The following is a 13492-nucleotide window of genomic DNA, read 5'->3' as shown; positions in this document are numbered from 1 at the left end:
TTTGAGAAGGCCTCCTTTTTAACAATTGATTGCGAAAGGCGCTATCACCAAACCGACATTAACGTGCGCAGGCTTCAATTTTCTCGGATTTTTTGCCAGGCATTGCAGTATTCTTGCCCGAAGCTGCCCCGTTAGAGGGCGGTACTTTCCGCCACGCGTGTAAACCATCTTTCCAGTCCCTTTGGGACTTTTCAGTGAGGTTTACCATGCGCATCACTTCCGAACTTATCTGCCAGGCTGCCGACCAGCTCCACGGGTTTGTTGGCCTCAACCGCAAGACCGGCCAGTACATCGTGCGTTTCAGCGAAGACGCCTTCGGCATGGACGTGGCCGATGACGGCATCATCCCCACCGCCGAATTCGTCTGGCTGCCGGCCCCGGAGCAGACCATGACCCTGTCCCGCGAGCGCATCCAATTGCTGCTGGACCAGAACATCGACGACCGCATCAACATCACCGAGCCGTTGCGGGTGTATATGCGCCGGGTGGAGATACCGCAGATCAGTGCGTTGCGCAGTCTGGTGAGCTAGCTCGCTTCAAAACGGTAGGCCCGTTCGACTTTGCATAGCCGCGTCTGGAAGGCTGAGTACCAGGCAGCGCGCCCCTGTTCGCGCATTGCCCGGTGTTCGGCCTGCTGCTTCCAGGCCAGGATGGCCGCCTCACTCTCCCAGTACGACACAGTAATGCCCAGGCCGTCTTCCCGCGCGGACTCCACGCCGAGGAACCCCGGTTGTTCACGCGCCAGTTCCAGCATGCGGCTGGCCGCCTGGCCGTAGCCTTGATCGCCTTCGGTGCGCAGTGAGCTGAAGATCACCGCGTAGTAGGGCGGCGAAGGTGTGCGGGCGATCATGCGGACACCGCCTGGCAAGCCTTGAGCAGGGCCATCGCCAAGGGCGGGGTATTGCCTGCCAGCGCGGCACGTTCGGGCTGGAACAGGGTGGCGACGAAGAACGGGTGGTCGAGCAGTTCCACCGCGCGCAGGTCGCCGGCCGAATCATGGCCGCTGGGGATCAGGTCGCCTTCGAGCAAGGCATCGAGGAACTCGGGGTTCACGCCATAACGGCAGCGATAACCTTCTTGTACATCCAGCGTTCCGTAAGCCTCGGCGATGCGGGTGTAGGGCGCCAGGCGCACAGTGTCGGTGGCTTCCACCAGGGTGCAGCTCAGTGGCGCGATCACCGCGCGCTTGGCCTGCGGTGCGAGTTCGCCATGCTCGGCATCCTTCCAGCCCAGAACATTGCGTGCGTATTCCAGCACCGCATGCTGAAAACCGCCGCACGTGCCGAGGAACGGTTGGCGTTGCTCGCGGGCAAACCGGATCGCCCGCATTGCGCCTTCAGTGTCGCGGTAAGGGCTGGCGGGGACGCACCAGAAACCGTCGAAGTCATGCAGTGATTGGGGCAGGTTATCGGTATCGAGCCATTGCACATGAACGTTCAGGCCGAGGGTCTCGGCCGCCTGTTGCAGCGCCACAGGGATGGCCTGGTGGGCGATGACATCGGGGTTGTAATCGCCGATCAGAGCGAGGTGCAGAGGCGTGGTTTTCATTGTGTTCATCCCATGGCTTGTGGTGTCCTGGGGCGCACTATAGATTGGCGCTCACGCAATCAATATTGGCGTTTTAGCATATGTTCAATGCAGTCACGCACTATTCAATCGACTACCCGGACCTCTCGCTGATCCTCGCCCTGGTGCGCGGCGGCACACTCGCACGGGCGGCCGCGTTGTTGCGGGTGGACGTGTCCACGGTTTTCCGCGCGGTGCGGCGCCTGGAGGCGGCGCTGGGTCAGACGTTGTTCGAAAAAAGCCGCGCCGGCTACCTGCCCACCAGCCTGGCAAGCCATCTGGCGCAGCAGGCGGAACGCGCCGAGCAGGCGCTGGAGGCCGCGCGCATTGGTGTGGAGCAGGGCGGTGAAGTGATCAGCGGCACGGTGCGCCTGACCTGTACTGACTCGGTGCTGCAAGGCTTGCTGTTACCGGCCCTGGCGCAGTTCATGCCGCAGTACCCAGCGTTGACCCTGGAACTGAGTACGTCGAATGATTTCGCCAACCTCAGCCGCCGCGACGCGGATATCGCCCTGCGCCTGACCCGCACGCCGCCGGAGCATCTGGTGGGGCGGCGCCTGGGCAATGTGGCGTACCAGGTGTGCGCCAGTCCGGGTTTCGCCCAACTGCACGAAGGCCGCGAGCTGGCAGACCTGCCCTGGATTGCCCCGGATGACTTTCTGCCCGATCACCCCACCGTCGTCTGGCGCCGCGAGCAACTGCCGGGCGTGCGTCCCAGCTATCGCTGCAACAGCATGTTGTCGGTCACCGAACTGGTACGCGCGGGGTTGGGAGTGGCGGCGTTGCCGGACTTTCTATTGGGCAACGGCCTGCAACCGCTGGGCCCCGCATTGGCGGGGCACGACACGGCGTTATGGTTGCTCACACGCCCCGATTGTCGAGCATTGCGCTCGGTGGTGACGCTGTTTGACGAGTTGGGGCGACACCTACGGTTACCTTAGGTTTTTCGCACAAAGTGCTCGTGCATTTCGCAGGTCAAGCTTTCGATGTGTTCTGTCAGCTGCCTGGTCATTTCCGTCAGCCGGGTGTTTTGTTCGAGCAGTTCCAGCAACTGTTTGGTGGTTTGCGCGGCCTGGGCCTGGCGCTCGGTGTTGGCTATGGCCAGGGCTTCACGGTGTTGCGCGTCGGCATCTGACTGCGCTTTGTCGCGAGCCGCCTGGCGGGTCTGGGCCAGCAGGATCAGCGGCGCGGCATAGGCCGATTGCAGGCTGAACGCCAGGTTGAGCAGGATAAACGGGTACACGTCGAAGTGCGTGACGCCGGTCATGTTCAGCACCACCCACAACACCACGATGGCGGTTTGCGCGCCGAGGAAGGTGGGCGTGCCGAAGAATCGGGCGAACGCTTCGGCCTTGAGCGCAAAGGTGTCGTTGCCGAAGGTCGGTGCCAGGTGGGCATGAGGGCGGTGGAAACGCAGGTGGTCGACGGGAGCGGTTTCGGTCTTTTCTGGGGTCATGGCAGGCTCGGATCATTTGCTTGAAGACAAGCAAGCACTATAGACCGAGCCCCCAGCGCTCCGTATGAAGATCGGGTCAGTTGCCACCGCGCTCATTGGCGAATGCACTCACCGCTTGCACGGCCTCGCTGGTGCCTTCGCGGATCTGCACGATGACGGTACCGGCTTGGTTAGCCAGCTCCACACCCAGGGCGGCGCGGTCGCGGGTGCCGTCCATGCTGTGGATGGCCTGGCGGGTTTCGTCCTGGATCATCGCGATCATGCTGGAGATTTCCGCCGTGGAGCCGCTGGTGCGCGCAGCCAGTTGCCGCACTTCATCGGCTACCACGGCAAACCCACGACCTTGCTCGCCGGCCCGCGCCGCCTCAATGGCGGCGTTGAGCGCCAGCAGGTTGGTCTGGTCGGCGATGCCGCGAATGGTGTTGACGATGGCGGTGATCTGCTGCGAACGCTCGCCCAGCTTGGCGATCAGCTGCGAGGAGCCGTCGATGTCCGCCGCAATATCGCGCATGCCACTGGCGCTTTGCTGGATCACTTCGGCGCCTTTTTCGGCGATGTCCCGAGTGCTCAGGGAGATGTGGTACGCCTGGGCCGCGCTGGCGGCGTCGGCGGTATGTTGCTGCACCATGGCAGTCACGTCGGAGGCGAACTTGACCACTTTGCACAGGCGTCCGCCGGCGTCGTACACCGGGTTGTAGTTGGCTTCGAGCCACACGGCCTGGCCGTTCTTATCCACCCGTTCGAACTGGCCGCTGAACATTTCGCCTTGGTTCAGGCGCTTCCAGAAGTCGCTATAGGTCGAGCTGCTGGCCACGGCCGGGCTGCAGAACATGCGGTGATGCTGGCCCTGGATCTGCGCCAGGGTGTAGCCCATGCGCTGCAGGAAATTGGTGTTGGCCGTGATGATGGTGCCGTCGAGGTTGAACTCGATCACCGCCATGGCGCGGCCGATGGCGGCCAGTTTGGCATTGGCTTCGCTTTCAGCCTGCAGGCGCGGCGTAACGTCCATGGCGTACTTCACCACTTTGGTGACTTGGCCTGCTTCGTCACGCACCGGGTTGTAGCTGGCCTCCAGCCAAACCGATTGGCCATCGCCCGCCACCCGTTCAAAGGTGCCGGACTGGAACTGGCCGTTACGCAGGTTCGACCACAACTGGTTGTACTCGGCGCTGCGGGCGAATGCGGGGGTGCAGAACATACGGTGGGGCTGGCCCTCGATCTGCTCGGCGCGGTAGCCCATGGTCTGGAGGAAGTTGGCATTGGCCCGCAGCACAGTGCCGGACAGGTCGAATTCGATCACCGCCATGGAGCGCTCGATGGCATCCAGCAGGCTGGCCTGTTGGGCGACGGTGTGTTGCAGGGCATTGATGGTTTTTTTATGGGCGTTGAATAGCATGTTCGGGTGCTCGGGCAAGCAAGCTTCTGGATTTCCTTGGATATGCGCCTGCCCCCGTAAGGCATTCGCTATACGGTTGACTTGCTCATTGTCAGCTTCCTTGTGCCGACAGCGGGGGGGGGGGAACAACGGGTTCAGAGTGATCAGCCTGGCAAGAAGTTCGCCTCAGGGGCAGGACCTTTTTTGGGTAGCCGACAAGTGGTGGCATTATGCTTTCTCCTCGCGCACAGGCAGGAGGATTCAGACGAGGAGTCGTAGGACAACCTCAGGCGGAATGAGCGATCACTGCTTCGCTGATGTTGACCCGGTTGCGTCCGGTGTCCTTGGCGGCATACAGCGCCCGGTCCGCCGCATTCAGCCACATGGCGGCGTCGGTAAAGAAGGGTTGGAAATCAGCCAGGCCGATGCTCAGGCTCACGCGCAACTCAGGGATCTGCGGGTTGCGGTAATTGCTGAAGGTCTCGCGCATGCGTTCCATCACCTGTGCCGCCTCTTCCAGCGGAACTTGCGGAAGAATCACGCAGAACTCATCGCCCCCGTAACGCCCGGCCAGGTCGTTTTCACGCAGGTTGCGTCGCAGTTCCAGGCTCAGTTGACGCAGAACGGCGTCGCCGACGATGTGGCCGTGGGTGTCGTTGATCTGCTTGAAGTGATCGATATCGATCAACGCGATGGTGGCATGGCTTTGCTGCTGTTGGCACTTATGAAATTTAAGGTGCAGCAAGTCTTTCCAGGAGCCGTGGTTCAGCAGGCCGGTGAGGCTGTCGGTTCGGCTGAGGGCACTGAGTGCGCGTTTGTGTTCCGATAATTTGATCGCCAACTGGTAGCAGACCGTGCCGATGGCCATGGGGTAGAGCGTTAGCATCGGCAGGCAGGTGTAGACCTGGGTGAGGCTGACGTTGGGGTTGAACCGGATGCCGAAAAGCGCGCACGCCACCCCGATACCGGCCACTTGCGCCAGCAGCCCGCGCAGGAACAGCCGCTTGCCACCCGCTGCCACGTTGTTCATGGTCATCATGGAAAGGATGGTGACGGTTGTCAGTGGTGTGAACTGCGTGGCGGCGGCCCAGAACCCGCCGAACAATGAGTCGTACAACAGGTTGCGTTGCTCGGTCTGATAGGGGAATTGCGAGCGCACCGAGAGTTGGTAGGCCACATGCGCCCAGGCGAAACCGTTGAACAGCAGGAATACCCAGACCCAGCCCGGCATTGCGAGTGGATAAAGCGCGCCTGTGACACTGATGCAGCCGATGCCCAAGCCGATAATCCTTGGCTTGTAGATACGTCTGGCAAATGAAAGCCCTTTGCCTCGTCTGTTTTCCATAATTTCCTGGAGCCGTTCTTTTTCTGCAGGTGCGGCAAGATGCGTCAGCGGGTCGAACCGTTGATCGGATAATAGTTGTGAATATTGTCAGTTATTCGCGTGGGAATAATCAGTGTCCTTCCAAGCCATTTGTGTAGGACGGCGTGCGAATATGTCAAAAAACGACCAGGAATGTCGTTCACACAACAGGTTTTTACGGTTGGCGGGATTGGCTGACTTCGTAGCCGGCCAGGAACAGGTCGATGGCCGACTCGATAACACTGGCCTGACTGGCGGCGTCCAGGACAGGCTGCCCCAGGGTAATCTGCGGCCAGAAGGCAAACGCCTTGAGTAGGCTCTGAATCTGGTGGGCGGCAAAGGCCGGGTCGCTGCAGTTGAGCCGACCATCTTCTTGGGCGGCGCGGACCCATTGGGTAAAACCTTCTTCGCGTTTGCTCAGGCGGGTGACCATGTCTTGCGCACGCTCCGGCGAATGGATGGTGGCGGCGATGGCGACCCGGGCCAGGTCGAGGAAATTGGCATCCGCCATCATCTTCATCTTGGCTTCCAGCAAGCCGCGCAATTGTTCGCGCAGCGGGCGGTCGCTGGCATAGCTGACGTCCAGCTGGGCCACGCTGCTGGCCCAGAGTTGATGAAGAATTTCAGCGAACAATTCTTCCTTGCTTGGGAAGTGGTTGTACACCGTGCGCTTGGAAACGCCGGCGGTGGCGGCGATCTTGTCCATGCTGGTGACCTCGAAACCGTTCTCGCGAAATTCAGCGATGGCCGCGGCCACGATGGCTTCGCGTTTACGGTCGGTGAGGCGTTGAGGGGCAGTCATGGAGGGCGCTCGGTTCGTCAAGGAAAGTTACACTCGGTAGTTTACTTGCTGTGTATTTTGTTGCAATCTTGAAACTACACTGTGCAGTGTAATTCAAGAGCGGTCTGTAGGAGTCACCTGTAAATGGCTACGATTTCGTCCCGTGTCGATTCTTCGCCGGCAGCGCCCAAGCAAGACCTGGGGCACTTCAGCAACGAGGCGCCCGTGCAGCAGGGCGGCTTCGGCAAGACCTTGCGTATTTTCTGGAACATGCTGTTCAACAAGCCGCGCAGCACGCGGCCGGTGGGGCAGATTCCGGTACAACCGCTGACCCGCGGGCAGTTGCTGGCGGCGCCTGATCACAGCGTGTTCCGCCTCGGGCATTCCACCGTCTTACTGAAAATGCGCGGCAAATTCTGGGTGACCGATCCGGTGTTCGCCGAGCGTGCGTCGCCGTTCAGTTGGGCGGGGCCCAAGCGTTTCCATCAGCCGCCGATCAGTCTTGAAGAGCTACCGCCGCTAGAAGCAGTGATTCTTTCCCACAACCACTACGACCATCTTGACCGCAAGGCTGTCGTCCAATTGGCTGATAAGACCCGCTATTTTCTCGCGCCGCTGGGCGTCGGGGACATTCTGGTCAAATGGGGTGTGGACGCCAGCAAAGTGCGCCAGCTGGATTGGTGGCAGGGCACTGAGGTGGGCGGCATTCGGTTTGTTGCCACGCCTGCGCAGCATTTTTCCGGGCGCGGCCTGTTTGATGCCAACCAGACGCTGTGGTGTTCCTGGGTGATGATCGAGGGTGCGCGACGGATTTTTTTCAGCGGTGATACCGGTTATTTCGACGGCTTCAAACGCATCGGCGAACAGTACGGCCCGTTTGACCTGACGCTGATGGAAACAGGTGCTTACAACGTCGATTGGCCGCACGTGCACATGCAACCTGAGCAAACGCTGCAAGCGCATATCGATCTCAAAGGGCGCTGGTTGCTGCCGATTCACAACGGCACCTTCGACCTGGCGTTCCATGCCTGGCACGAACCGTTCGACCGCATCATGGCCCTGGCCTGGGAGCGCAACGTGTTTATCACCACACCGCAGATGGGCCAGGCGTTCAGTTTGAACCAGCCTGAGCGCGGGTATGCGTGGTGGCTGGAGGTGGAAAATCAAGGTGTAGAGGAGCGCCTCGTCAGTTGAAGGAAGAGGCGTCGGAAAAAGGAGTTTTCAAGCTGTTTCAGAGCTGCGACAGACGCCAGTCAACGGTGCGATGATCCCCGGAAAGTCATTTTTCGGGGACGGTTTTTATGGAGAGTAAGTGTCAGAAATATTGGCAGGCGGGTCTGGCTTGCCCGACGGGCCAACCTGCTTCAGTGCTCGCTGAAGCGTCTGGCCTGGCGACTACGCTCAACGAGCAAGTGAATCCGCGAGGTATCGCTTTTGGTGTCGAGCCGCTGGCTCGTGACAACCCTGGGCGAAGCGTCCCGATTCCTGGATATGACGCGCCAAGTCTTCCCCTGAAACCCTCGCGGGACCCGTCGCTGTCACTGATTGCCTTGAGTGGAGTTGATCCTTCTGGGCCGGTGATGGTGGAAGTCCCCCTGGTGGAAAACAACACGACCTTCACGGCGGATCACGCGCTCGGCGGCAGACGCGTGGGGTTTGCCGAGCGGTTTGTGGAGGGTGACCAACATGAGCAGATCGAGCACCACCCCTCTTTCCTGAGAGCCTTGGATATCCTGCGCCGGTCTGGGACTGAGCTGGTACCGGTGCCTGCACACCGGGCCAACCACACCCTGTATTCCCGCAACGAAATCGATGAACTGGTGCGCGCATTCCGCCTGGACGCCCTGGTTTCCGACAGCCGCAGCAGCGCATTCCACGGGGCGTGCTGGAGTGGTTATCCAGGGTTTGGCGAGCCACTGGGGGGTGGCGCGACGCTGTGGTTCTACGGCGCACGATGGGCCAGGGATTGGTTGCCGGCCTTGGTGCAGGGGTATCGAAGCGTCTGCCGTGTGGTGGATCTGCCGGATGAGCCACCCGCTGCGTTGAACTATCCCACACGCTGAATCGCCTGCATCGCGCTGCCAGGGAGGAGTGGAGTTTTTAGACTGGGCCACGGATCAACGTTGGTCCTTCTTCATTTCTTACTCCTGGGGAGGTTGTATGTTAGGTATCGCATATGGGATGGGCTCCATAGTTCGGCAAGTCATACAGTCCATTGCTGGAGACCACTCACCCTCTGCTTCAGCACCCGTGCCCGCTGGCACTGAGTACCTGAGCGTCAAAGAGCTGGGCGCGCACATGGCCCGGCCGGGCGGGCTCACCTCGACCAGTCTGGTCACTTACCTGCAGGAACGGATCCGCAGGTTGGATCCGCAACTCAGCTCCGTCATCGAGTTCAACCCCGCGGCGCTCGAGACCGCACGTGAGTTGGACCGTGAGCGAGCCAGCGGCAAGGTGCGCGGGCCCTTGCATGGTATTCCGATCTTGCTCAAGGACACGATCGAAACCGAAGGTATGCAAACCAGTGCCGGTGCGTTTGGGTTAGTCGGTGCAGCGGCCGGCAAGAATGCGCCATTGGTGGACTACCTCATCAAGCAGGGCGCGGTGATCCTCGGCAAAACCAATATGACCGAAATGGCGGGGTTCCGTGGAGGCCCGGATGGCTGGAGCAGCCGGGGTGGGCAAACCCGCAACCCTCATCGATCAGATGCCGATGTTGGAGGGTCCAGTTCCGGTTCTGCCGCTGCTGTTGCAGCCGGGTTGGCGCCCTTGGCGGTGGGGGCGGAAACCAACGGTTCGATCATTGTGCCGGCAGCACGCAACGGTATTGTCGGGCTCAAGCCCACTGTCGGCCTGTTGGACCGCAACGGGATTATTCCCGCGAGCCATCACCAGGACACACCCGGCCCGATGACGCGTTCCGTGTACGACGCTGCCCTGATGCTCAATGCCATGTCTGGCAGTGATCCTAAGGACCCGGCAAGTGTGGGAGCGCCTCAAGGTATCGATTACACGCAGTTGCTGGTTCCAAGCGCTTTGAAAGGCAAGCGTATCGGCTATCCCGCCACGTTCTCCAAAGAGGGTGAAACCTTGCCTGTGGAGAACAGCGCGCAGTTCAATCGGACACTGGAAGTGCTTCGCGAGCAAGGCGCGGTGTTGGTGCCGGTCAACCTGCGGCTGGCTGATGCCTCGCGCTACGATGAGTTGCTGCTCTCGGATGTGAAAGAGGAGCTGAACACCTACCTGGGCAAACGTTCTGGGTTGCCGGTCAAATCGTTGACCGAGTTGATCCGGTTCAATGATCTACGTGACGGCAGTGAGACGGATCATCAGCCAGTGCTCAAGGAAATCAGCGCCTCAACCCTGACGCCAGAGGAACGCAAGCCACTTTGGGATGCGCTCATTCAGGATTTCAGAAACACGATCGATGACCCGATCAAGGCAGAAAACCTGGACGCGATGGTGTCGGATTTCGACACCAATAGTTACTTCGGTGTCGCGGCGGCTGGCTATCCTGGAATCGCCGTACCGTCTGGTGTAGATGAGGATGGCCTACCCACCAGTGCCTACTTTTTTGGTACCCAATGGACCGAACCCACCTTGCTGGCGGTGGCCCATGGGTATGAACAGGCCGCTCAAGTAGCGGTTAAGCCGCAACTTTGACGCCATAGCGTGCCGCGGGGGAGCGATGCGACAGGTTGGGCCCCAGGGCAAGGCGTGCTGTTTCGTAAGCGTCCCAGTCGAGGCTGTCGGGCAATGACGGGATGGTCACCTTTTCGCCCTGGGCAAGGCCTGCCAGTGCCGCATCCACCAGATTTTCCGTGCTCATGACGATGGTGTCGGGAAGGTTGTTCACGGGCAGCCCCGCAACATCCCAGAACTCGGTGGCGGTGGCGCCTGGCAGCACCACTTGAACACTGACCCCCTTGTCACTCAGCTCATGGTCGAGGGATTCGCTGAACGCCTGCACAAAAGCCTTGGTGCCGGCGTACACACCATTCAACAACTTAGGCGCGACCGCGACGATCGACCCGATGTTGATCAGGGTGCCACGGCCCTGGGCGACAAAGTTTGTCGCGGCGGCTTTTGCCAGGCGAGTGAGCGCGAGGACATTGAGCAGGATCATGGCGTCCATCTTGTCCGGGTCAGAGGCCAGCAATGACGCCGTCGCACCAACGCCGGCGTTGTTCACCAGCAGGCTGATGCGGCTGTCTTCAAGCAGAATCTGTTCAATGCGCGCCAGGTCGGCAGGCAAGTTGAGATCGGCGGCCACTACCTGGATGTCCCGTTGGGTCTCGACTTTCAGTCGGGCCGCCAGTTGGTCGAGTCGTTGCTGATTGCGTGCCACCAGAATCAAGTCGTAACCCTGGCGAGCCAGGCGGTCGGCATACACGGCACCGATCCCGGACGAAGCGCCAGTGATCAGGGCATAACCTTTGGATTGAGTCATTGCAGTTGCTCCAGAAGGGCCGGGGAAGGGCGGCCTTGTTGGAGCCAAGATTATGGGTGTAATGTATTGGCTGCAATGTCGTATATCCCTCCTTTCGGGACATGAGGTTTCGCCATGGTATCCATCGGTATTCTGCTGTTTCCCGGGTTCCAGATGCTCAGCCTGGGCACCAGTACCGTGTTCGAATTCGCCAACTTCGAGTTGGACCAGCCGTTCTATCGCGTGGACCTGTTGTCGGAACATGGTGGGCCGATCAAAAGCTCCATGGGCTTCGCCATCGCTACCATGCCCTTCGGCCAACAGCACTACGACACACTGTTGGTAGTGGGAGACAACGAACTGCTGCAAGCAACGCCCGGCATGCTCACTTACCTGCAGCAAGCCATGCTCACTTCGCGTCGCGTGACATCGGCCTGCACCGGCTCCTTTTATCTGGCCGCTGCCGGGTTGCTGGAGGGCCGCAAAGCGACGACCCATTGGTACCACGCCCACACCTTTCGTCAGGCCTACCCGAATGTACGGCTGGAGGAAGACCGGATCTTCACCGTCGATGGCCCGCTCTGGACCTCCGCCGGCCTGACTGCCGCCCTCGACCTGGCTCTGGCCTTGGTCGAGCATGACCTGGGTGTCGAGGTTGCACGTGCAGTAGCGCGTAAATTGGTGGTTTACCATCGACGCGCAGGTGGCCAGTCACAGTTTTCCGCACTGTTGGAGATCGATCCCAAATCCGACCGCGTGCAAACCGCCCTGGTCTACGCTCGGCAGCACTTGCAGGACGATCTCTCAGTAGAGCAGTTGGCTGAAGTTGCGCACTTGAGCCCGCGCCAATTCAGCCGATTGTTCCGTGCCGAAACCGGCCAGTCTCCCGCCAAGGCTATCGAGCGGTTGCGCATCGAGGCAGCCCGCCTGCTGCTTGAATCTGGCGATCACTCCATCGACATCATCGCCCGCGAAACGGGCTTCGGCGACCCGGAGCGCATGCGCCGCGCCTTCCTGAGGGCCTTTGGCCAACCGCCGCAGATGATGCGTCGGGCGCTGCAATTGCAGGCTTGAGGCTCTATGCACCACTAGGTTCAAAGGGGGCCGACGTCGGTCCTATCAAGCGAGAGAGGATGCCTTGCGCTACAGGCTCTGATTCTTCGGTGTCAAACCGGCGCACACTCATCCCCCACCCCGGCGCAAACCCTGGGAAGAACACCAACCCTTCAGCCTCCAACCGAAACGCCAAGGCCAGGCGGGTTTCATCACCTACGTCATGATGGTGTTCAAACTGTTGAACCGCTTCAACCGCCACACCGGCCTGGCAAGCCAGGTCTTCCCGGCTCCAGCCCAGCATCGCGCGGGCCTGAACGCTGTGCTTGGCGGTGAATTGATGCAGGACGATCTGCTGTTCTACGAAAGAGCTCATTGCCAGAGAGGACATGGGTTTTCTCCAGGTTCGACGGGGGAGGACAAACTATACTGTGTTTTTGTACAGTTGTTTTGACCGCTCATCAACTGGATTCTCGCGGACCCGCTATTCCACCCCTGGCGCCTCCCGAATGATCAGATGGTCCAGATTTTCGATGTTCGCGCTGAAGACCCCGAACGTTTGCTCGGGGTTCTTCTTGCTCGGCACCTGTTTCAGTTCCGGCGTCACCCCATAGAAGAAGCAGTACAACGCGCGCTCGCTGTCCACCGCTGCCTTGATCTGCTCTAAAAATGCTTTGCGCTTGCGGTAGTTCTCGATGAGCTTTTTGCTCAAGTAAACGTTGACCGAGTAGGGCTTCTTGTCGAGCCACACCTTCTTTTCGAAGTCGATGCGAAAGCTGCTGGTGTAGTCCTTGATCGCCTTGATCTTGCCCCAGTAGATAAGGCCCTTGTTGTCCTGCAGGTATTCGATCTTCTTGAAAAACGTCCAGTAGGTTGCGGCGTGCTCACCGATCTTCAACGGCATGGACCTGAGCTTGTCCTTGTCGTCGATGTTAGACACGAAACATTCCACGGGGTGGGCGAACACGCTGGTTTTGTCTGGAGTGCTGTCACTGGTGCTGTGGGAGGCATAGCTTCGATTTGAAGGCGCCTTCACGGGATCGTGTGAGATGTTTCCCTCTGCCCCGACAAGCGGCGTTTTGCGTTCGTACTGACGACGGGTGAGTACAAACTCCGATGGGAAATTGTCCTCACGCTCGTCTTCATTTTCACCTGTCGCAGCCTTGTGAGTGCTGGCGTAACGGCAACCGTCGATATGCCGGGTGCTGGTCTTGTTCTTGAAATGCGGCGTGCGCAGGTAATTGACGTTTTTGGCGTTGAAGGTGCTCAGCGCGTTGCCGGTATCAAACGCCGCGCGACACTCATCATTGGGGCAGAGGAAGCTGTCCTTGTCTGAATCGAAGTCGGTTGTTTCGTCGAAATTCAGGTCTCGTACGTCGTAGATCGACAGCTTGTCATCGAGACTCAGGCTGTAGGCCGTGTCGAATTTCATGGGGCTCGGGTCCGTGAGAGGTTTCGCTATTAATAGC

At 60.0% G+C, this 13492-nt stretch carries 14 protein-coding genes and 2 pseudogenes; 6 read left to right on the top strand and 10 right to left on the bottom strand.

The window, feature by feature from the left end:
* Positions 1 to 206 precede the first annotated feature (206 nt).
* Positions 207 to 530 (top strand): DUF2025 family protein, encoded by a 324-nt coding sequence (locus ACP7EW_RS06945; protein WP_033896266.1) that lies wholly within the window; start codon positions 207 to 209, stop codon positions 528 to 530.
* On the opposite strand, the gene ACP7EW_RS06940 is transcribed toward ACP7EW_RS06945, so the two are convergent.
* Both ACP7EW_RS06940 and ACP7EW_RS06935 read right to left on the bottom strand, forming a co-directional pair.
* Complete coding sequence (locus ACP7EW_RS06940) at positions 527 to 850, bottom strand: antibiotic biosynthesis monooxygenase family protein (protein WP_426216087.1); 324 nt, start codon at positions 848 to 850, stop codon at positions 527 to 529. The two genes, ACP7EW_RS06945 and ACP7EW_RS06940, sit on opposite strands and share 4 nt — an antisense overlap.
* Positions 847 to 1548, bottom strand: coding sequence for a CTP synthase C-terminal region-related (seleno)protein (locus tag ACP7EW_RS06935; RefSeq protein WP_426216085.1), 702 nt, complete (start codon positions 1546 to 1548; stop codon positions 847 to 849). Before ACP7EW_RS06935 ends, ACP7EW_RS06940 begins: the two co-directional genes overlap by 4 nt.
* Before the next feature lie 80 nt (positions 1549 to 1628).
* On the opposite strand from ACP7EW_RS06935, the gene ACP7EW_RS06930 reads away from it, so the two are divergent.
* The gene (locus ACP7EW_RS06930) at positions 1629 to 2507 is read left to right on the top strand and encodes a LysR family transcriptional regulator (RefSeq protein ID WP_426216083.1); all 879 of its coding nucleotides are present in this window, start codon (positions 1629 to 1631) and stop codon (positions 2505 to 2507) included.
* On the opposite strand, the gene ACP7EW_RS06925 is transcribed toward ACP7EW_RS06930, so the two are convergent.
* The 5 genes and pseudogenes from ACP7EW_RS06925 to ACP7EW_RS06905 form a co-directional block, all read right to left on the bottom strand.
* The gene (locus ACP7EW_RS06925; protein WP_426216081.1) at positions 2504 to 3022 is read right to left on the bottom strand and encodes a DUF1003 domain-containing protein; all 519 of its coding nucleotides are present in this window, start codon (positions 3020 to 3022) and stop codon (positions 2504 to 2506) included. The two genes, ACP7EW_RS06930 and ACP7EW_RS06925, sit on opposite strands and share 4 nt — an antisense overlap.
* 76 nt (positions 3023 to 3098) lie before the next feature.
* Positions 3099 to 3533: pseudogene (locus tag ACP7EW_RS06920) on the bottom strand (methyl-accepting chemotaxis protein); the annotation flags it as partial.
* Positions 3534 to 3650: 117 nt separating this feature from the next.
* Positions 3651 to 4418: pseudogene (locus ACP7EW_RS06915) on the bottom strand (PAS domain-containing protein); the annotation flags it as partial.
* Positions 4419 to 4683: 265 nt separating this feature from the next.
* Entirely contained in the window at positions 4684 to 5742 is a 1059-nt protein-coding gene (locus tag ACP7EW_RS06910) for a diguanylate cyclase (RefSeq protein WP_033896260.1), read from the bottom strand.
* A 193-nt stretch (positions 5743 to 5935) separates the two neighbouring features.
* On the bottom strand, positions 5936 to 6562 hold the full coding sequence (locus ACP7EW_RS06905) for a TetR/AcrR family transcriptional regulator (protein WP_033896259.1): 627 nt from the start codon (positions 6560 to 6562) through the stop codon (positions 5936 to 5938).
* A gap of 123 nt (positions 6563 to 6685) precedes the next feature.
* Here ACP7EW_RS06905 and ACP7EW_RS06900 point away from each other — a divergent pair, with 123 nt between their 5' ends.
* From ACP7EW_RS06900 to ACP7EW_RS06890, 3 genes are all read left to right on the top strand, one after another.
* Complete coding sequence (locus tag ACP7EW_RS06900; protein WP_426216078.1) at positions 6686 to 7735, top strand: MBL fold metallo-hydrolase; 1050 nt, start codon at positions 6686 to 6688, stop codon at positions 7733 to 7735.
* Positions 7736 to 7842: 107 nt separating this feature from the next.
* Positions 7843 to 8604: a hypothetical protein gene (locus ACP7EW_RS06895; RefSeq protein WP_426216076.1), complete on the top strand. Its 762-nt coding sequence runs from the start codon at positions 7843 to 7845 to the stop codon at positions 8602 to 8604.
* Positions 8605 to 8701: 97 nt separating this feature from the next.
* A complete protein-coding gene (locus ACP7EW_RS06890) occupies positions 8702 to 10204 on the top strand; it encodes an amidase family protein (protein ID WP_426216074.1) in 1503 nt (500 codons plus the stop codon).
* Here the strand turns inward: ACP7EW_RS06890 and ACP7EW_RS06885 are convergent.
* Positions 10188 to 10991 (bottom strand): SDR family NAD(P)-dependent oxidoreductase, encoded by an 804-nt coding sequence (locus ACP7EW_RS06885; protein ID WP_426216072.1) that lies wholly within the window; start codon positions 10989 to 10991, stop codon positions 10188 to 10190. The genes ACP7EW_RS06890 and ACP7EW_RS06885 overlap by 17 nt on opposite strands.
* A gap of 114 nt (positions 10992 to 11105) precedes the next feature.
* On the opposite strand from ACP7EW_RS06885, the gene ACP7EW_RS06880 reads away from it, so the two are divergent.
* Entirely contained in the window at positions 11106 to 12044 is a 939-nt protein-coding gene (locus ACP7EW_RS06880; RefSeq protein WP_033901940.1) for a GlxA family transcriptional regulator, read from the top strand.
* A 4-nt stretch (positions 12045 to 12048) separates the two neighbouring features.
* On the opposite strand, the gene ACP7EW_RS06875 is transcribed toward ACP7EW_RS06880, so the two are convergent.
* Both ACP7EW_RS06875 and ACP7EW_RS06870 read right to left on the bottom strand, forming a co-directional pair.
* On the bottom strand, positions 12049 to 12414 hold the full coding sequence (locus ACP7EW_RS06875) for an XRE family transcriptional regulator (RefSeq protein ID WP_426216070.1): 366 nt from the start codon (positions 12412 to 12414) through the stop codon (positions 12049 to 12051).
* A 93-nt stretch (positions 12415 to 12507) separates the two neighbouring features.
* The gene (locus tag ACP7EW_RS06870; protein WP_426216068.1) at positions 12508 to 13455 is read right to left on the bottom strand and encodes a hypothetical protein; all 948 of its coding nucleotides are present in this window, start codon (positions 13453 to 13455) and stop codon (positions 12508 to 12510) included.
* Positions 13456 to 13492 lie beyond the last annotated feature (37 nt).

Origin of the sequence: Pseudomonas sp. DWRC2-2 (assembly GCF_049897885.1) — a bacterium.
Classification (GTDB): domain Bacteria; phylum Pseudomonadota; class Gammaproteobacteria; order Pseudomonadales; family Pseudomonadaceae; genus Aquipseudomonas; species Aquipseudomonas azotoformans_A.
The sequence above is the reverse complement of the archived record's forward strand: the minus strand, read 5'-3'. Positions and strand labels throughout refer to the sequence as shown.